This window comes from Rhodococcus sp. KBS0724, assembly GCF_005938745.2.
Taxonomy (GTDB): Bacteria; Actinomycetota; Actinomycetes; order Mycobacteriales; family Mycobacteriaceae; genus Rhodococcus_F.
This window is the reverse complement of record NZ_VCBX02000001.1, coordinates 3,272,880-3,292,009: the sequence shown is the minus strand read 5'-3', so window position 1 is coordinate 3,292,009 and position 19,130 is coordinate 3,272,880. Positions and strand designations below refer to the sequence as shown.

Genomic DNA, 19,130 nt, shown 5'->3' with positions numbered 1-19,130 from the left:
AACCTAAGATCTGAAATCCCTGCGAGCCAAGACCAGGAGTTCGATCCACCAGTGACCATGACCGACACGCCCGGGAGCGAACATCCGCGCGGGCCCAGCGAGAACTACGGACGACGTGTCGTACCCCGAGGACCGGCGCCCGTCCGATTGCGCATCCTTGCCGGACTGTTCGACGTCGCAATCATCGCGCTCCCTCTCGTGATCGGCTGGTACATAGTCCAGTCCTTGCAGGACGACAACGGCGGCGGTGAAGCTGATCGCGCAGTGTTCGGCGGGACAGCAATCGCCATCGCTATCGGGCTTCTCATCTGGAACCTCGGGTTCCGTGACGGAACGGTTGGCCGTACCTCCGGAAAAGGTTGGGTCGGCCTGATCACCCGGGATGCACAGACCAAGCAACCCATTGGCGTCAGACGCGCACTCTTGCGCCCGATCAACCGATCCGGAATCGACGTTGTCCGCGAAAGCACCGCTCGCGACGAGGGGTTCGCCGAACTCGAGCGCGACAACTCGGTATCAGCCACCCGCAGGCGTCGTCTCATCGGTCTTGCAGTTCTAACCGTCCTTCTGGTGTTGGTCATGCTTGCCAGCATCGCGGTCGGAGCGCGTCCGCTCACTTTTGCCGAGATCTTCCATGCAATCTTCAACTCCGACGGGTCGCAAACCGACATCATCGTGCGAACTCTGCGCGCGCCGCGAACAATCCTGGGCTTGGTTGTCGGCATCGCGCTGGGAATTGTCGGTGCACTCATTCAGGGGCACACCCGAAATCCGCTTGCCGACGCCGGCCTCCTCGGCCTCAATGCCGGCGCTGCCTTCTTGGTTGTCATGTCGATCTACCTGTTCGGATTCACCGCACCGAGTCAGTACATGTGGTTTGCATTCGCTGGTTCGTTCATCGCGAGTGTTGTCGTATTCGGCTTGTCATCCATCGGCAACGGAGGTTCCAGTCCGCTCAGCCTGGCTCTCGCCGGGGCCGCTGTCGCGTTCTTCCTCCAGGCCATGACCAATGCGGTCATCATCCTCGACCAGGCAAGCCTCGACGCGTACCGCTTCTGGGTGGTCGGCTCGGTGTCCGGACGCGGATTCGACGTGTTGTGGCAGGTGCTTCCCTTCTTAGTCGTCGGTCTCGTCATTGCTCTCGCGAGCACGCCAGGACTCAATGTCCTCAGTCTCGGAGACGACGTAGCCAAAGCGCTCGGAACCAACATCGTCTTCAGTCGCACTCTCGGCATTGTCGCGATCACCTTGCTGACCGGCGCCGCCACCGCTGCCTGTGGACCTATCGCCTTCATCGGCCTCGTCGTGCCACACGTTGCCCGGGCAATCACCGGCCCTGATTACCGTTGGCTCGTCCCGTACGCGGGTCTACTCGGCGCGATCATGTTGATCACCGCCGACATCATCGGACGCGTTGTCGTCCGTCCGGGTGAACTACAGGTCGGAATCATTCTGGCGATCTTCGGCGCGCCGTTCTTCATCGCTCTCGTACGGCGCAGGAAGTTGGCAAGTCTGTGACCATCACACAAGGCAAAGTTCTCCGGGGTGAACCTTCAGCACTCCCCCGAACTGTTCCCTCCCGTAGGGCACTTCGCATCGGTTCGTTCTCGCTCGTGTATCGGCCGCTTGCGGTGTCGGTGTGCATCGCGCTGACAGTCGCCCTCTTCGTCCTGATCTGCCTGAGCGTCGGTCGCGGCGACTATCCGATCTCCATCCCGGACGTGATTTCTGTGCTCTTCGGCGGAGGCACGAAAACGCAGAACCTCATCGTCTTCGATCTCCGCCTGCCCCGATCACTGACAGCACTGTTCATCGGTATGGCACTCGGCATCGCCGGCGCGATCACGCAGACCATCGCCCGCAATTCACTCGCCAGTCCGGACATCCTGGGTATCACCGCCGGTTCCAGCGCCGCCGCTGTCGCACTGATCGTTCTCGGTGGTGGCGGATCGTTTGTGGGTCTGCTTGCGACACTCGGCATTCCGCTGGCAGCACTCGCGGGCGGACTGTTGACGGCTGTGGTCATCTACTCGCTGGCGTGGCGCAAAGGCGTCGAAGGATTCCGTCTGATCCTGATCGGCATCGGTGTCAACGCGATGTTGGTGGCAACGACGGGATGGCTCTTGATCTCCGCGGACATCAACGACGCGTCCCGAGCGCAGGTATGGCTGAACGGGTCATTGAACGGAGCGACCTGGAATCAGATGTGGCCGGTTGCCGTCGCCGTGGTTCTGGTCGGCGGATACGCCGTGATCGCGTCGTTCACCATGGGCGCACTGCGATTGGGCGAGGACAACGCGACGTCGCTGGGCGTGCGCCTGCAGTCGTCACAGGCCAAGCTCCTGCTCTCGTCCGTCGCGTTGGCTGCGATCGCCACCGCCGCTGCCGGGCCGGTGGGCTTTGTCGCCCTGGCTGCGCCGCAGGTCGCGATGCGCTTGGTGCGATCGGCCGGCCCCCCGATCGTCGCGTCGGCGCTCACCGGCGCTGTGCTTGTCGTCGGCAGCGACGTAATCGCCCGCACGGTTCTCCCCGTCGAATTGCCCGTCGGCATCGTGACATCTGCGCTCGGCGGACCGTTCCTGCTCTACCTCTTGGTTCGTAACAATCGGAAGGTCACAGCATGACCACGTTGTCCCAGTCCGTCGACGCCCCCGCGCGGCTCGTCGCAAAGGATCTCACCCTGGGTTACGGGGATCGCATCATCGTCGACGGTCTGGATATCGAAATCCCGACCGGTGTGATCACGACGGTCATCGGACCGAACGGCTGCGGTAAGTCGACGCTCCTACGCGCTCTCGGACGACTCCTCAAGCCCAAGAGCGGTTCGGTTGTGTTGGACGGCAAGGCAATCAGCTCGATGAAGACCAAGGACGTGGCACGAGTCCTCGGCATGCTGCCCCAGACTCCTGTCGCTCCGGAGGGTTTGACCGTCGCCGATCTGGTTGCGCGCGGCCGCCATCCCCACCAATCGTGGATCCGGCAATGGTCGGCCGACGACGAAGGTGAAGTGGCTCAGGCGCTCGAGCTGACCGGGGTATCGGACCTTGCTGATCGCCCGGTCGATCAGCTGTCCGGCGGTCAGCGCCAGCGGGCCTGGATCTCGATGGCGCTCGCCCAGGGCACCGACATCCTGCTGCTCGACGAGCCCACGACGTACCTGGATCTTGCGCACTCCATGGAGGTCCTCGACCTCGTGGATCAATTGCACGAGGAAATGGGCCGCACGGTGGTCATGATCCTGCACGATCTCAATCTCGCGGTGCGCTACAGCGATCATCTGATCGTGATGCGGGACGGGGCTATCGTCGCTTCGGGCGTTCCGAAGGACATCATCTCCACGGAACTGCTCCTCGATGTGTTCGGCCTCGAAGCCGCGGTCATCGACGATCCGGTCTCGGATCGTCCGTTGATCGTGCCCATCGGAACTCGGCACGTTTTCGGTACCGTCGGCGGACCTGTCGCTAAGCGCTCCTGAGGGTCACTCGCTCATCGGCCGATGATTGTCCGCACCAACTTCACTCCCTGCCCGAGTGACACCGTCGGCAAGTACGCCCGCCCGACTGCGTTACCGATGCTCGGCAATGCAGCGGGATCGGCGAACACCATGTGCAGAGGCACATACCGCGGCTGAAACTTCGATTTGAAAGCCAGCAGTGAGCGGAAGCCGTATACCGGTTCGAGGGTGCGCCCCAGGAATTCGAGTACGTTGTCCATCACGCCGGCCAACGTCATGACCTCGGGCTCGATCGAATTCGAACTGTCATCCGTTGCGACCTTCGCGAGCGGCGCGCCCGAGAGGCTCAGGAATTCGAATCCTTCGGATTCCAAGCTCAGGGCAGCTGACGCGATCAAGAACTCCATGGTCGGCCGGAAACCCTCGGAGCGTCGCCGCATGAAGTCGAGAGTCCAGCCGACAATTCGGCCACCGCGGTAGACCGGCAGCCACGACGTGACGCCGTGGACTGTGCGTTCCTCGTCGACCGCGATCAAGCAACGCACGTTGTCGTCGTCGATCTCGTTGAGTCCGCCGAGCGTGAAACCCATTTCGGGCATTCCCTTGTCGGCGACCCATTCCTCGGAAATTGCGACAATCTGATCCTTGACTGCAATCGACGCGTGCGGATAGTTGATCCATTCGGCCGTGATGCCGGACTTCTTCGCCCGGTTGAGTGCTGTTCGAATGTCCTGGAATCGTTTACCGGTGAAGGCGATCTCACCAAGGTCGAGCATGGTTTCCTCGGCAACCTGCAGACCACTCCAGCCCATCGAATCCGTGATCGCTCGGACGTCGTCTGTAACCGAGTAGAAGCACGGAATCCAACCGTTTGCTGTGGCGAATTCTGCAAATTCTTCGATGGCGCGCCGCATCCGATCAGGTGGCCCCACCGGGTCGCCAGTAGTGAGTGCAACCCCGGAAATAACGCGGTAAGCGACGTAGCTGGAACCGTCGGAGGAGAACCAGAAGGTGTTTCCCTTCCACGTCGTCATCCACGACAGCGGGCTTCCCGTTCCCGCGATCAACATCTCGCGGGCCCGCCCGGCATCCCGAGGATCAAGCGCGTCGACGGGTTTGCGGAAGGTCACGAACACGAGAATCGACGCGGCCACCCAGAACACGACTCCGGTCCATTCGAACAGCAGAGTTGCTTCGATGTCGACGGGGAGAAGCCGCGGATCAACCAGTTGCAGATATACCGGCGGCACCAACCGTTGCGGGAAATCCGCCAGCAGCACCGCGACGGTCGGCTCACGGTCGAACCCGTGACGGGCAACCATCCCTCCGCCCACGTACACCACAATCAGACCGGCGAGCAGCACCAACAGCGACACTGCGAGTTTTCGGTAGGTTCCCGGCGGAGCGGACACGTCGAAGTATCGCCGCGTGAGGATCAGCATGATCAGCACGAACAACGGGGTGAGGAACGGAACCAGCGTCCGATACACGTTGGGGTCACCGATGCCGTAGAACAAGCTGTCGCTGTCGGCCGCGTCGATGAACCGAATGACGAAGTTTCCGATCGACAGAATCAACAGGACCACCTGTGCGCACACGGTGGCGATCCACGCGAAGCGCCGGCCGCGGCGTAGCCCGTCGCTGAGCACGAGCACGAATATCGAGGGCATGAGCGAGAGCAAGGTCGGCCCGATCCCCGACAATCGCAGTTCCAACAAACCGCGTCGGCAATCAGGATCGGTCGAGGACTCGGCACACAGGTCACGGACCTCGGCCACTGTCCAGGGAACGCCGCGGAACAGATCTCGGAGAACGGCCAGTGGTCCCACTGCTTCCGGGGAGAGCGCCGCGATCATCGGCCCGATCGCGCTTGCGGCGACAACTATCGCCACGAGCACTCTGCCTTCCCGCGCAGTGCCGACGATCCGGTCACCGCGGGCGGACCGACCGACGATCCATGCACCGATCACCAAGCCGACGACACCCGCGAAGAGGCGAATGACGTCCTGAAGCTGCCCACTGAACAACGCGAGTGTGATGGTGAGAGCCAGAACGCCCACCCGGATGCGTCGACGCCACAGCGTGCCCATATTCGCGGTTGCGACCATGAGAGCACCCACAACCCAGGCGCTGGCGCCCACCGCGGCTCCCGAATGGAGGCGAAATCCCCAGCTCGCGTCGACAACCTTGGCCAACGACGCCCATCCCAGTCCGAGGATCACGCCGAGTACCTGCGTTGTCACCGCGGCGATCGCGAGTTTTGCCGTGCCCATGCGCCGTTCGAGGGGTGCGGCGACAACGAGCAACAGCACGGTTGCGCCGATGTACCGCAGAAGGTTGCCCTCCCACAGGGCAGATGTCAGGGGTGTCCACAATCGCCCGTGTTGCAGCGAACCCATCCCGGCGGCAATCTGGTGGGCCAGTGACCTCGGCGGCCCGTGCATCAGGCTTCCCGTCGCCGCACCCAGCACCCACGTGATGACGACCAATGACGTCGTCAGCGGTGCGTCTCGAATTCCGAAACGGACAAGCTCGCGGAATTTGCTCCCGTACGCCGACAATCGGGCCGAAAGATTCGTGGGCTCCGAGGAACTGTCGATCTTCATCTGCGCGCGACTACTTTCTACTGATCGACTCTGCTCTGACGTGGCCACGATCTCCGTCCACGTTATCTGTCCTACAGCTCACTATGTCCAATACCACATCGATTGATTCACCCGTACTACTACCAGTAGTACGTATTTCGTCGTGGAAGTCCGTAGAATCGAAGGATGGCAGGTCTAGGTGAACTCGAACGCGCGGTTATGGATCATTTGTGGTCTACAACCGAACCCCAAACTGTGCGACAGGTACATGAAGCACTCGCGACACATCGCGAACTGGCGTACACGACGGTCATGACCGTTCTGCAACGCCTTGCGAAGAAGCACCTGGTGATTCAGCAACGTGACGATCGTGCACATCGCTATCTCCCGGTGAACAAGCGTGAAGAGTTGGTGGCAAGTCTGATGGTCGACGCGCTGGCTCAGGCGCCGGAGTCCGGCGGTCGGGCTGCAGCTCTGGTTCACTTCGTGGGACAGGTCAACGCCGACGAGGCCGACGCACTACGCGAAGCACTTGCCGCTCTCGAGGTGCGCGAATCCGCGAAAAAAGATGTGCGGCCGTAGATTTTCTAGGCCCAGCTGATTTCTTCGTGCATGATGACTAGGTCATGAACGCCACCACTGCACTGGTTTTCGGAATCCTCGCGCTATTGCTCGCGGGCCCGGTACCAGCACTCCTGAGCCGCTCTACGTGGCCGTACCGGGCGCCGCGCGCGGCGCTCGTTCTGTGGCAAGCCATCGCACTTGCCGCGGTGTTGTCAGCCTTCAGCTCGGGCTTGGCCATTGCCAGTCAGCTTCTGGTTCCAGGACCGGACGGCCGGCCGACCACTGCCCCGACCGCTGAGATCGACGCTCTCGGTTTGCCGCTCTGGATTCTGTACGTCGTGGTGTTTGCACTCACCCTGCTCATCGGCGCCAAACTGATTTTCTCGATCCTCCAAGTCGGGGTTCGAACGCGTCGTCGACGCGCACGCCACCGGATTCTGGTGGATCTGCTCGACGACTGCGCCATGCCCGCTGCGGTGGAGCGCACCCCGGACTTACGAGTTCTCGATGTCGAAGAGCCCATCGCGTACTGCCTGCCCGGCATACGTCAGCGTGTGGTCCTGAGCCAGGGAACACTGCAGAACCTCGATCATGCCGAGGTCAAGGCAATTCTCACGCACGAACGTTCACACCTGCGTGCTCGTCACGATCTGGTTCTCGAAGCGTTCACGGCCGTCAATCATGCGTTCCCCCGGTTCGTTCGTAGCAAGTCCGCCCTCGGATCCGTCCAATTGCTGGTCGAATTGCTTGCCGACGATTCCGCTGTCCGGGTGACCGGCCCAACTCCCCTCGCCCGCGCACTCGTCGCGTGTGCAGGTTCGACCGCACCGCGGGGCGCAATGGCAGCCGGTGGCCCCTCGACGCTGATTCGAGTCCAGCGACTCTCGACGGATGCCGCCGACCCCCGTGTTGCGGTGTGCGCCTATCTTGCCGCCATCACGATTCTGGTGGTCCCCACCGTTGCCGTCGCCGTGCCGTGGCTCACCGAACTTCGCTTACTTCTCAACGCGTACTAGGGTCTTGACCAGCAGAACGCGCTGTAGTAGTGCAGGTCACAGCCGGGGTTACCTGACTTCCCGGCAGCACGTGGCGTACAGTAGAGCCCGGCCACCATCGTGGTTCATCAACATTTAACGGCACACAGCCCAATTCCCCGCAGTATGCGTTCGGATTGCCAGGTGACATGTGCCCTGGCTCGTCCCTTTGCGAACTGTGTCGTGTGTTCAAGCATGGCTTCTTCCGCTCCGCGACGTGCCCGTAGTCCGGAGAGGTTTCCGCGTGACCAACGCTGTCCAAATGTCGTCTTCTGAGAACATCGACGAAGATGTAGTAACACCCGCCGCTGACGCAGTTTCAGCTGAACCCACCATTACTTTTGCCGAGATCGGCCTGCCCGAGCAGCTTGTTGCCGCTCTGGCCCGTAACTCCATCACTGTCCCGTCCCCCATCCAGGCTCAGTCCATCCCGGACGCACTTGCCGGCACCAACGTTCTGGGCCGCGCACAGACCGGATCGGGCAAGACCCTCGCCTTCGGCCTGCCGATGCTGACCCGCCTGTCGCGCCACGAAGATCGCCCGGCCGCCAAGCGCCCCCGCGCACTCGTGCTGGTCCCCACCCGTGAACTTGCATTCCAGGTGGTCGACTCCCTGAACTCCTACGCCGGCGCCCTCGGACTCACGGTCCGTCCCGCTGTCGGTGGTACGCCGTTCGCCAAGCAGGTCGACCAGCTCCGCCGCGGCGTGGACGTACTCGTCGCTACGCCGGGCCGTCTCGGCGATCACCTGCGCCAGGGCACCTGCATCCTCGACTCGGTGGAAATCACCGCACTCGACGAAGCCGATCAGATGGCAGACATGGGCTTCCTCCCCGAGGTTCGCTCGATCCTCGGCGAGACCCCGGCAGACGGACAGCGTCTACTGTTCTCCGCAACCCTCGACCGTGAGGTCCAGTCGCTGGTCCGCCAGTTCCTGGCCAACCACGTCACCCACTCCACCGAGGACGGCCGCGCAAGCGTCGACACGATGGAGCACTACGTACTTCTCGTCGATCGCGGACAGAAGGACGCGGTTCTCGCCGAGATCGGTGCCCGCGACGGACGCACGATCATGTTCGCCCGCACCAAGCTCGGTTGCGAAGGCATCACCGATCGCCTCCGCGCAGTCGGCATCGCGGCAGAGTCGCTGCACGGCGGCAAGGCACAGAACCAGCGCACCCGCGTCCTCGAGCGTTTCAAGAACGGCCGCACTCCCGTGCTCGTCGCCACTGACGTCGCAGCCCGCGGCATTCACGTCGACGGCATCGACCTCGTTGTGCATGTCGATCCCCCGGCTGATCACAAGGACTACCTTCACCGCGCAGGCCGTACGGCTCGCGCCGGCGAGAAGGGCACCGTCGTTGCGATCGTTCTGCCGAACCAGAAGCGTCAGTTCAAGCGTCTGACCGGAATGGCCGGCGTCAACGCCGCTGCTGTGCCCGTCACCCCGGGTTCCGCAGAGCTCGCTCGCATCACCGGAGCGAAGAAGCCCACCGGAGAACCGTTGCGCGAGAGCTCTTCTCGTGGCGAGCGTTCCTTCGGCGACCGCGGTGGTTCACGTGGATACCAGGGCAACCGTGAAGGCGGATACCAGGGCAACCGCTCCTCCGGCGGATACCAGGGAAATCGCTCGTCGGGTGGCTACCAGGGCAACCGTGACGGCGAAAGCCGCGGCGGATACCAGGGCAACCGCTCCACGGGTGGGTACCAAGGAAACCGTGACAGCAGCGAACGTGGCGGCTACCAGGGCAACCGCTCTTCCGGCGGATACCAGGGTGATCGTTCCTCGGGTGGGTACCAGGGCAACCGCGACGGCGAAAGCCGCGGCGGCTACCAGGGCAACCGCTCGACCGGTGGCTACCAGGGCAACCGCGACAGCCGTCCGTCCTACGGAGACCGCGACAGCCGCCCCTCCACCGGATACCAGGGCAACCGCTCCACCGGTGGATACCAAGGCAACCGTGACGGCGAAAGCCGCGGCGGATACCAGGGCAACCGCTCGACCGGTGGGTACCAAGGAAATCGCGACAGCAGCGAGCGTGGCGGATACCAGGGCAACCGCGACAGCCGTCCGTCCTACGGAGACCGCGACAGCCGCCCCTCCACCGGATACCAGGGCAACCGCTCCACCGGCGGGTACCAGGGCAACCGCGACAGCAGCGAACGTGCAGGCTCGACGAGTGGCGGCGGATTCCGCAGCCGCACCGACCGTCGTAGCTACGACGGCTTCGACGGCCCGAAGCGCGACCAGCGGTAATACGCGCGCTGAGCTGCGGCTCACCAACTGAATATTGATCACACTCCGGCCACGCCGGAAGCTGTATCGAGACGGATGCAGGTCACTGCAATAAAGTGATCTGCATCCGTGTTTTGTATGCACGGTCTGATGTTCACGCGCGTCGCGGCCGCACAGTTTTTCGGCTGCGCCAGGCGCAGGATTTCACAGCCGCGGACCGAGAGGGAAAGCTGTAAGCATGTCAACCACTAGCACCGAATCACCCCGAGCTCAGATCGGCGTCACCGGCCTGGCCGTCATGGGTTCGAATATTGCCCGCAATTTCGCCCGCCACGGTCACACCGTTGCCTTGCACAACCGCAGCATCGCGAAGACCGATGCACTGATCGCCGAGCATGGTTCCGAGGGCGATTTCGTGCGCACCGAGACCGTCGAGGAGTTTGTTGCCGCGCTGCAGAAGCCGCGTCGCGTACTGATCATGGTCAAGGCCGGCGCGCCGACCGACGCTGTGATCGAAGAGCTCGCCAATGCGATGGAGCCTGGCGACATCATCATCGACGGCGGTAACTCGCTGTACACGGACACGATCCGCCGTGAGGCTGCGATCCGTGCACGTGGACTGCACTTCGTCGGCGCTGGAATCTCCGGTGGCGAAGAAGGCGCGCTCAATGGTCCCTCGATCATGCCGGGCGGCCCGAAGGAGTCCTACGAGGCTCTCGGCCCCCTTCTGGAATCCATCTCCGCGCATGTCGACGGCACCCCGTGCTGCACGCACATCGGTCCTGACGGCAGCGGACACTTCGTCAAGATGGTGCACAACGGCATCGAGTACGCCGACATGCAGCTCATCGGCGAGGCGTACAACCTCTTCCGTGATGCTCTGGGTTACGACGCCGGCCAGGTCGCCGATGTCTTCACGGAGTGGAACAAGGGCACGCTCGAGTCGTACCTGATCGAGATCACCGCAGAGGTTCTGCGGCAGGTGGACGCCGAGACGGGTAAGCCGTTGGTCGACGTCATCGTCGATGCTGCCGAGCAGAAGGGCACGGGCCGCTGGACGGTCAAGTCCGCTCTGGATCTGGGCGTGCCGGTCACCGGTATCGCCGAGGCCGTGTTTGCTCGTGCACTGTCGGGTAGCCGCACGCAGCGCGCAGCAGCTCAGGCACAGGGTCTGGCCGCGGGCTCTCTCGGCGACAAGCCGGCTGACGCCGAGCAGTTCGCAGCGGACATCCAGGCTGCGCTGTACGCGTCGAAGATCGTGGCATACGCGCAGGGTTTCGATCAGATCGCTGCCGGCAGCGCCGAGTACAACTGGGACGTCAAGCCTGCCGACCTGGCAACAATCTGGCGCGGCGGCTGCATCATCCGGGCGCAGTTCCTCAACCGCATCAAGGACGCGTTCGATGCTGATCCGTCGCTGCCGAGCTTGATTCTGGCTCCGTACTTCCGTGAGGCCATCGAAGCCGGAATCGACAGCTGGCGTCGTGTTGTCGCCACCGCGACGATGCTCGGCATCCCGGTGCCGGCGTTTGCGTCGTCGCTGTCCTACTACGACGGTCTGCGCGCGGAGCGTCTCCCGGCGGCGTTGACTCAGGGTCAGCGCGACTTCTTCGGGGCTCACACCTACGAGCGCATCGACAAGCCCGGCAAGTTCCACACGCTGTGGAGCGGCGACCGTAGCGAAATCGAGGCCTGATTCACACCCGGTATCGGTAGACACGGTCACCTGCGTCTACCGATACCCGGTAGCCTGGACAAATGCCGAAATCGACGATCGACTCGCCCACATCTACCGAAGGGCGCTCGTTCATCGACCTCGGAATCCCTGCTGTGATGGTGCACGCACTACGCCGGCACGGGATTGATGCTCCGTTCCCCATCCAGGCAGCCACCATCCCCGATGTGCTGGCAGGCCGCGACGTTCTCGGCCGCGGCGCGACGGGTTCGGGCAAGACCTTGGCCTTCGGGCTTCCGATGCTGGTGCGTCTCAAGGGCGGCGCAAGCACCCGGAATCGCCCGCGCGGATTGGTGCTCGCTCCCACCCGCGAACTGGCAATTCAGATTCACAAAGCGCTCGACGACGCGGCCACCGAGGTGGGCTTGCGGGTAGCGAGCGCGGTGGGCGGGGTCCCGATCAAGCGTCAGGCCGACATTCTGGCTCGCGGTGTCGATCTGCTGATCGCCACGCCTGGCCGGTTGCTCGATCTGCTCGATCAGAAGTCGGTGATTCTCGACGACGTCATGATCACCACGATCGACGAAGCCGACCACATGGCTGACATGGGCTTCATCGACGAGGTTGCCAAGATTCTCGACACGACCCCGAAAGATGGTCAGCGCCTTCTCTTTTCGGCGACACTGGATGGAAAAGTCGACGATTTGGTTGCGGGTTACCTGCGCAACCCGGCGTCACATGCCACCGCTCCCCCGGTTGCGACGGTCTCCACGATGGAACATCACCTGCTCTTCGTCGATCAGGTGGACAAGAGATCCGTTGTCGCCCATATCGCTTCGCGAGCGGGGCGCACCATCATGTTCGTCAAGACCAAGTACGGTGTGGATCGTCTTGCGCAGCAACTGCATTTGATCGGTGTCTCTGCCGGCGCTCTGCACGGCGGGAAGACGCAGAACAACCGGACCAAGACCCTCGCGTCGTTCTCCGACGGCACGACGCCGGTCCTGGTCGCGACAGACGTCGCGGCCCGCGGTATCCATGTCGACGACGTGACGCTCGTTGTCCATGTCGATCCGCCTGCCGAGGCCAAGGATTACCTGCACCGCGCCGGCCGTACCGCGCGCGCCGGTGAATCGGGTGTTGTTGTCACCATCGTCACCGATGAAGAACGCGCGGGTGTCGAGAAGCTGACCAAGGCGGCCGGCGTGAAAGTCCACAGTGTTCGGGTCCGCCCCGACGATCTGGAGCTCACCCGCATCACCGGTGCCATGGAACCAACAGGGATCCCCGTCGCAGCGCCCGACACGAGCGTCGAGGTCACGCATACGGCCAAGCGCGGGCGGCAGGAACACGACACCGCAGGCCGCACGGCAGCAGGTGGCCGCATGAAGAAAGACGGAGACAAGCGCGCTGTTGCCTCGCGCCGGGTCACCGATCCCAAGACGGTGAAGAAGATCCGCGCCGACGGCACTCCCGTCCCGACGCGTTCGGAGCGGCTCGCATCCAAGGGACTCACGCCGCGCCGCGGAACAGGTAAACCCAATCCCGGTCGCCCGTCTGCCGGAAAAGCCGGAGGCAAACGCGCACACTGAGATCTATGGGCGATCTTCCACTGATCTCGATCATCTGCGCACTCGCTGCCGCACTGCTCTTCGCGTGCGCGTCGGTTGCTCAACAGCGGGCTGCGTCGTCGGTACCCGAGGGCGGCGCGCTGGTCGCGTCGTTGATTCGCAGCCCGCGGTGGTGGGCCGGCTTGATCGGCGACGGCGGTGGTTACGTCATGCAGGCGCTTGCGCTGGCACTGGGTTCAGTGTTGGTGGTTCAGCCGTTGATCGTGTCGTCGTTGTTGTTCGCGCTGCCGCTGTCGGCGAAGTTCTCGGGCATCCGGATCACGCGGACCGCCTGGACGTTTGCGGTCATGCTTGCGATTGCCTTGGCCGTATTTCTCGTTGTCGGTGATCCCACCGAGGGCGACAGCAATGCACCGTGGTCGGACTGGGCCGTGCCTTTGACGATCACGGTCGGCGTGGCCGTCGTTGCGACCATCGGCGGCTTGTCCAAACTCGACGCAGGCTGGCGCGCACTGCTTCTCGGCGCTGCGGCGGGCGTCTTCTACGGTATTGCCGTCGCGTTCACGAAGTACGTCACCGATCTACTCGGGGACGGGTTCGTCAGCGTCGTGAGCGCCTGGCAGACGTGGGCACTCATCGCGTCGGGGGCCATCGGCGTCTACGTCCAGCAACGCGCGTTCCAGGTGGGTCCGTTGTCTGCGTCGTTGCCGGCGTTGACCATCGGCGAACCCATCGCGGCGGTGTTCCTCGGCATGACGGTTCTCGACGAGCGACTACGAGTCGAGGGCCTCGGGATTGTTGTCATCGGTTGCGCTGTCGCCGTCATGATCGTCACGACAATCGCGCTCTCGCGGTCGCAGGGACGCGAAACGATCGGCGTAACTGCGCCTTCGCCGGTAAGCTCGTGAAACGTGCAGTTCCTCGAAGGGCAACGCCCCCCATACGACCTGACCTACGACGATGTCTTCCTCGTCCCCAACCGGACTGACGTGACGTCCCGGTTCGACGTCGATCTTGCCTCCGCCGACGGCTCGGGTACCACCATTCCCGTCGTGGTCGCCAACATGACCGCAGTGGCAGGTCGCAGAATGGCCGAAACTGTCGCACGGCGCGGCGGGCTGGTGATCATTCCGCAGGACGTCCCCACCGAAGCGGTGGCCGAGACCGTGGCGTTCGTGAAGAGCCGTCATCTCGTGGCCGACACTCCGGTGACCTTGAGCCCGGAAGACGCCGTCTCCGACGCGTTGGCCCTGCTGCCCAAACGCGCGCACGGCGCAGTGGTGGTCGTCGAGGACGGCAAGCCCCTCGGTGTTGTCACCGAAGCGGCATGCGCAGACGTCGACAGGTTCACTCGCCTCCGTACTGTGGCGATCACCGACTTCGTCACCGCCCCGGTCACCGCAACACCGCGTGAGGTGTTCGAACTGCTCGAAACCAAGCATGATCCGCTTGCCGTCATCGTCAACGAGGACGGCACCCTCGCCGGGGTTCTGACTCGCACCGGCGCGATTCGTGCCGGAATCTACGACCCAGCGGTAGATGCCAACGGCGCTCTGCGCGTTGCTGCGGCGGTCGGCGTCAACGGCGATGTGGGTGCCAAGGCCAAAGCGCTGGTCGACGCGGGTGCCGACGTCATTGTGGTCGATACCGCTCACGGGCATCAGCAGCGCATGATCGACGCCCTGACCACGCTCAAAGCTCTGGATCTCGGTGTGCCGCTGGTGGCAGGCAACGTGGTCTCCGCGCAGGGCACCCGTGATCTCATCGCCGCGGGCGCCGACATCGTCAAGGTCGGTGTCGGACCCGGCGCGATGTGTACAACACGCATGATGACCGGTGTCGGTCGACCGCAGTTCTCGGCTGTTGCCGAATGCGCTGCGGCAGCACGCGAATTGGGTAAGCACGTGTGGGCCGACGGCGGAGTGCGGCATCCGCGCGACGTTGCGCTTGCTCTGGCTGCTGGTGCGTCGAACGTGATGATCGGCTCGTGGTTTGCCGGCACGTACGAGTCGCCCGGCGACCTCAAGGTCGATCAGGCCGGCAACGCGTACAAAGAGAGCTTCGGGATGGCGTCCAAGCGCGCAGTGGCCGCGCGCACTGCCACCGAAACGGCTTTTGATCGCGCCCGGAAGGGATTGTTCGAGGAGGGCATCTCGAGTTCACGGATGCGGCTTGATCCCGAGCGTCCCGGCGTCGAGGATCTGATCGACCAGATCTGTTCCGGGGTGCGCAGTACCTGCACGTATGCCGGTGCACGCTCACTCGAGGAACTGCACGACAAGGCAGTTCTCGGTGTGCAATCTGCTGCCGGGTTCGCCGAGGGACGACCCCTCCCCGTCGGTTGGTGAATCGGCAATTGTGACGAACGGCGGGTGCTCGGCTCCCAATGCGCGGGCACTCGCCGGTATCATCGAACCTGGAAACAACAAATGAAAACTCGGTCGGGTGCCAATCGGCAACCCGACCGAGTCCGCTAGAGCCGAGAAGTCTTCGGCCCGACGAGAGGAACCCGGTGCCCGAGGCACCCACACACTTATCCGGCGCAACACCCGTCGTTTTATCCGAGGAATCGTCCGATTCCGCTGGTTCGGAGGGCTCCTCTAGCGAGCCGGGAGACAAACCCGGCGCACTCCGCTCTCCACTTGGGTGGCGATGATCGATGGATATCGCATTCACCATTCTCAGTCTGCTCGGCTTCATCGCACTGACCGCAGGTACCGCCCTCTTCGTGGCGGCAGAATTCTCCCTCACTGCGCTCGAGCGCAGCACCGTCGACGAAGCTGCCCGTGACGGTGATCTTCGTTCCCGTCAGGTCCAGCACGCGCACAAGACGCTCTCGTTTCAGCTGTCCGGCGCGCAGCTCGGCATCACGATCACCACGCTCATCACCGGTTACCTGGCCGAGCCTGTTCTCGCCCGGTTCATCACCCCGGTCATGAAGGCCGTCGGCCTGAGCGAATCGGCAGCGTCCACAACGTCTTTGATTCTCGCCCTCGTTCTCGCGACCTCGTTCTCGATGATCTTCGGTGAACTGGTCCCCAAGAACCTGGCGATCTCCAAGCCGATGCCGACAGCCCGCGCCACCGCCGGTATGCAAGCCGGTTTCTCACTCATCTTCAAGTGGGCGATCAACGGGCTCAACGGAACCGCCAACTGGATCGTGCGGCGCCTCGGCATCGAACCTGCCGAGGAACTGCGTTCGGCGCGGTCCCCGCAGGAACTCGGCTCGCTGGTCCGCACGTCGGCGCAGCGCGGTTCCATCGACGAGGGCACTGCGCTCCTCGTCAACCGGTCGTTGCAGTTCGGTGACCGCACAGCGGAAGAACTCATGACGCCGCGAGTGAAGATCGAATCACTCGAGTTGTCCGATACCGTCGCCGATCTCATCGTGACGGCGTCCCGCACCGGCTACTCACGGTTCCCCGTTGTCCGCGGCGACCTCGACGACACCGTCGGAGTTGTTCACATCAAGCACGCGTTCACGGTTCCGGCCGATCGCAGGCGTACGACGCGAGTCGACAGCCTCGCCCAGCGCGTACCGGTAGTCCCGTCGAGCCTCGACGGTGACGCCGTCATGGAACGCATCCGCTCCGACGGCATGCAGGTTGCACTCGTGGTCGACGAATACGGCGGAACTGCAGGCATCGTCACCATGGAGGACCTCATCGAGGAAATCGTGGGCGACGTGCGCGACGAGCACGACGAACCCGAACTCGACGTCCAGCGCGTCGGCGACGGGTGGTCCTGCTCCGGACTTCTGCGCATCGACGAAGTCACCTCCGCTACGGGGTACACCGCACCCGAAGGCGACTACGACACCCTCGGCGGGTTGGTGCTCACCGAATTGGGGCGCATCCCCGACGAGGGAGACGAAGTGGAATTGCCCGACGTCGACGCGTCCGGCGATCATCGCGGCAAGTGGATTGCGCGAGTCACCTCGATGGACGGCCGTCGTATCGATCGAGTGACCATCACCCCGGTACCGGCAGATGTCGAACCCGAATCAGCAGAACGTACGAAGGAGTCCGACGATGAATAACCTTCTCGGCGTTCTCCTCACCGTTGTGCTGCTAGCAGGCAACGCATTTTTTGTCGGCGCGGAATTCGCGCTGATTTCTGCTCGTCGCGACCGACTCGAAGCGTTGGTCGCCCAAGGCAAGAAGCGGGCGCTCACCGTCATCAAGGCCGGCGAGAATCTGTCGTTGATGCTCGCTGCCGCGCAGCTCGGCATCACGATCTGTTCGATTCTCCTCGGTAAGGTTGCCGAGCCCGCCATTGCGCATCTTCTCGAGGTGCCGATGGAAGCTGTCGGCCTACCCGACGGACTGCTACACCCGATTTCGTTTGCGATCGCATTGTCGCTCGTGGTTGTGCTGCACATCCTGCTCGGTGAGATGGTGCCCAAGAACATCGCGCTGGCCGGGCCCGAGAAGACCGCGATGCTGCTCGTGCCGATCCATCTCGGGTTCATCAAGATCGCGCGCCCGATCATCGCGTTCTACAACGTGTGTGCAAACGGGATTCTGCGTCTGCTGCGGGTCGAACCGAAGGACGAACTCGACGTCACCGTCTCGGCGGTGGAATTGTCCGCGATGATCGGTGAATCCCGATCCGAAGGACTCATCGACGCCGAAGAGCACCGACGGTTGAAGCAGGCCCTCGAATCGACCGACCGCACGGTGTCGGAAGTTCTGATCCCGCTCGACAAGGTGCGGACCATCCCGCTCACTCCGACCGGCACCACGCTGGGCGACATCGAGCGGGCCGTCATCGAAACGGGTTACTCGCGCTACCCCGTCCGGGCTGCCGACGGCACTCTGGCCGGATACGTGCACCTCAAGGACGTGCTCGACGAGGTTCTCGACGAAGCTGCGGGGCCGGATACCGTTGTACCCACGTCGGATATTCGCCCGTTGCCGGTTGTTCCGCTCAGCACGCCACTCGCCGAAGCATTGGCAGGCCTGCGACGCGCCAGCTCGCATCTCGGTGCCGTCACCGACGCCGACGGCGTTGTCATCGGCATCGTCGCGCTGGAAGATCTCCTCGAGGAGTACGTCGGCACCGTCCGCGACGGCACACACCGCGGAACCGATGCCGTTCCGGGACAACGGAACAACTGATCCATGACACGTTCGGTGGAAACACTCGCGCTCGCACACGGCGAGTGGACGGCCCGGCAAGCACTTCACTTCGAGAAAGTGGAGCAGCTTGTCGGGCCGCACCGGGCGCGTCGTAGCGCCGGTATCACTCACCCGGTGCACGACTTCCTGTTCACGTACTACAACTTCAAGCCGGCGCAGCTCCGACGCTGGCACCCCGGATACGGCGTCGCACTGGAAGCCGGATCCGAGTATGCCGAGTTCTCGGGGTATCGCATCGACGAATCCGGTTGCGCGAGCGTCGATCGAACCGTGCTCGACCGTCGCCGGCACACTGTCGAGTTCGTCGGGAACCTGTTGAACCAGACGGCTACGCGCCCCGCTGTGCTCGGTTGTTTCGGTTTGCACGAGTGGGCGATGGTGTACCGAGGCGGCGAGGAAGCGATCCGTCATCAGTCGGTTCCGCTACGGCTGGGATCCACGGGCACCGACGCTGTGGTGGAATCCTTGCCCCTCAAATGCACTCACTACGACGCGTTCCGTTTCTTCACACCGGACGCGGCTCCGAAAAATGCCCTGAATCTGATCCGCGAAACGCAGATCGATTACGAGCAGCCTGGATGCCTGCATGCCGGGATGGATCTCTACAAATGGAGCTTCAAACTTCTGCCGCTCGTCGATTCCGATCTGGTGATGGCCTGCTTCGAGCACGCACTCCTGGCGCGTGAACTCGACATGCGTGCCAGTCCCTACGACCTGCGCGAGTACGGGTACTCCCCCATTGCCATCGAAACTCCCGCCGGCCGTGCCGAATACGTTCGGCAACAACAACAGCTGGCGGAAAGGGCTGCCCCGCTCCGCGCTACGCTGGCCGAACGGTGCCGGGATCTACTCGGGCACTGACCGCCTGAA

14 protein-coding genes are annotated in these 19,130 nt (G+C 63.4%); 13 read left to right on the top strand and 1 reads right to left on the bottom strand.

The genetic code is table 11. The features are described from left to right. The first annotated feature begins 57 nt into the window (after window positions 1–57). The 3 genes from FFI94_RS15135 to FFI94_RS15125 are packed head-to-tail and all read left to right on the top strand — an operon-like array spanning window position 58 to window position 3,475. Entirely contained in the window at window positions 58–1,518 is a 1,461-nt protein-coding gene (locus FFI94_RS15135) for an iron ABC transporter permease (RefSeq protein ID WP_138873203.1), read from the top strand. 2 nt (window positions 1,519–1,520) lie between these two features. Next, window positions 1,521–2,624 (top strand): iron chelate uptake ABC transporter family permease subunit, encoded by a 1,104-nt coding sequence (locus tag FFI94_RS15130; protein ID WP_138873202.1) that lies wholly within the window; start codon window positions 1,521–1,523, stop codon window positions 2,622–2,624. Beyond that, window positions 2,621–3,475: an ABC transporter ATP-binding protein gene (locus tag FFI94_RS15125; protein ID WP_138868582.1), complete on the top strand. Its 855-nt coding sequence runs from the start codon at window positions 2,621–2,623 to the stop codon at window positions 3,473–3,475. Before FFI94_RS15130 ends, FFI94_RS15125 begins: the two co-directional genes overlap by 4 nt. Window positions 3,476–3,486: 11 nt before the next feature. On the opposite strand, the gene FFI94_RS15120 is transcribed toward FFI94_RS15125, so the two are convergent. Next, the gene (locus FFI94_RS15120; protein ID WP_138868581.1) at window positions 3,487–6,060 is read right to left on the bottom strand and encodes a rhomboid family intramembrane serine protease; all 2,574 of its coding nucleotides are present in this window, start codon (window positions 6,058–6,060) and stop codon (window positions 3,487–3,489) included. Between the two features lie 165 nt (window positions 6,061–6,225). Here FFI94_RS15120 and FFI94_RS15115 point away from each other — a divergent pair, with 165 nt between their 5' ends. The 10 genes from FFI94_RS15115 (at window position 6,226) to FFI94_RS15070 (ending at window position 19,121) form a co-directional block, all read left to right on the top strand. Next, window positions 6,226–6,621, top strand: coding sequence for a BlaI/MecI/CopY family transcriptional regulator (locus FFI94_RS15115; protein ID WP_138868580.1), 396 nt, complete (start codon window positions 6,226–6,228; stop codon window positions 6,619–6,621). A gap of 44 nt (window positions 6,622–6,665) precedes the next feature. Continuing rightward, window positions 6,666–7,619, top strand: coding sequence for a M56 family metallopeptidase (locus FFI94_RS15110; protein WP_033232051.1), 954 nt, complete (start codon window positions 6,666–6,668; stop codon window positions 7,617–7,619). A gap of 262 nt (window positions 7,620–7,881) precedes the next feature. After that, window positions 7,882–9,894 (top strand): DEAD/DEAH box helicase, encoded by a 2,013-nt coding sequence (locus FFI94_RS15105; RefSeq protein WP_138868579.1) that lies wholly within the window; start codon window positions 7,882–7,884, stop codon window positions 9,892–9,894. Window positions 9,895–10,111: 217 nt separating this feature from the next. Continuing rightward, complete coding sequence (gene gndA / locus FFI94_RS15100) at window positions 10,112–11,569, top strand: NADP-dependent phosphogluconate dehydrogenase (protein WP_138868578.1); 1,458 nt, start codon at window positions 10,112–10,114, stop codon at window positions 11,567–11,569. Between the two features lie 62 nt (window positions 11,570–11,631). Further along, the gene (locus FFI94_RS15095) at window positions 11,632–13,140 is read left to right on the top strand and encodes a DEAD/DEAH box helicase (RefSeq protein WP_138868577.1); all 1,509 of its coding nucleotides are present in this window, start codon (window positions 11,632–11,634) and stop codon (window positions 13,138–13,140) included. A gap of 5 nt (window positions 13,141–13,145) precedes the next feature. Beyond that, the gene (locus FFI94_RS15090) at window positions 13,146–14,027 is read left to right on the top strand and encodes a DMT family transporter (RefSeq protein ID WP_138868576.1); all 882 of its coding nucleotides are present in this window, start codon (window positions 13,146–13,148) and stop codon (window positions 14,025–14,027) included. A gap of 3 nt (window positions 14,028–14,030) precedes the next feature. Then, window positions 14,031–15,467, top strand: coding sequence for a GuaB1 family IMP dehydrogenase-related protein (locus FFI94_RS15085; RefSeq protein ID WP_138868575.1), 1,437 nt, complete (start codon window positions 14,031–14,033; stop codon window positions 15,465–15,467). Window positions 15,468–15,778: 311 nt separating this feature from the next. Beyond that, window positions 15,779–17,158: a hemolysin family protein gene (locus tag FFI94_RS15080; RefSeq protein WP_138868574.1), complete on the top strand. Its 1,380-nt coding sequence runs from the start codon at window positions 15,779–15,781 to the stop codon at window positions 17,156–17,158. Next, a complete protein-coding gene (locus tag FFI94_RS15075) occupies window positions 17,151–18,239 on the top strand; it encodes a hemolysin family protein (RefSeq protein ID WP_138868573.1) in 1,089 nt (362 codons plus the stop codon). Before FFI94_RS15080 ends, FFI94_RS15075 begins: the two co-directional genes overlap by 8 nt. A gap of 3 nt (window positions 18,240–18,242) precedes the next feature. Continuing rightward, window positions 18,243–19,121: a 3-methyladenine DNA glycosylase gene (locus tag FFI94_RS15070; protein ID WP_138868572.1), complete on the top strand. Its 879-nt coding sequence runs from the start codon at window positions 18,243–18,245 to the stop codon at window positions 19,119–19,121. The last annotated feature ends 9 nt before the right edge of the window (window positions 19,122–19,130 follow it).

Coding starts and splice junctions, on each gene's coding strand:
- FFI94_RS15135 (WP_138873203.1), top strand. CDS start 58: ATGACCGACACGCCCGGGAGCGAACATCCGCGCGGGCCCAGCGAGAAC.
- FFI94_RS15125 (WP_138868582.1), top strand. CDS start 2,621: ATGACCACGTTGTCCCAGTCCGTCGACGCCCCCGCGCGGCTCGTCGCA.
- FFI94_RS15120 (WP_138868581.1), bottom strand. CDS start 6,060: ATGAAGATCGACAGTTCCTCGGAGCCCACGAATCTTTCGGCCCGATTG.
- FFI94_RS15115 (WP_138868580.1), top strand. CDS start 6,226: ATGGCAGGTCTAGGTGAACTCGAACGCGCGGTTATGGATCATTTGTGG.
- FFI94_RS15110 (WP_033232051.1), top strand. CDS start 6,666: ATGAACGCCACCACTGCACTGGTTTTCGGAATCCTCGCGCTATTGCTC.
- gndA (WP_138868578.1), top strand. CDS start 10,112: ATGTCAACCACTAGCACCGAATCACCCCGAGCTCAGATCGGCGTCACC.
- FFI94_RS15095 (WP_138868577.1), top strand. CDS start 11,632: ATGCCGAAATCGACGATCGACTCGCCCACATCTACCGAAGGGCGCTCG.
- FFI94_RS15090 (WP_138868576.1), top strand. CDS start 13,146: ATGGGCGATCTTCCACTGATCTCGATCATCTGCGCACTCGCTGCCGCA.
- FFI94_RS15080 (WP_138868574.1), top strand. CDS start 15,779: ATGGATATCGCATTCACCATTCTCAGTCTGCTCGGCTTCATCGCACTG.
- FFI94_RS15075 (WP_138868573.1), top strand. CDS start 17,151: ATGAATAACCTTCTCGGCGTTCTCCTCACCGTTGTGCTGCTAGCAGGC.
- FFI94_RS15070 (WP_138868572.1), top strand. CDS start 18,243: ATGACACGTTCGGTGGAAACACTCGCGCTCGCACACGGCGAGTGGACG.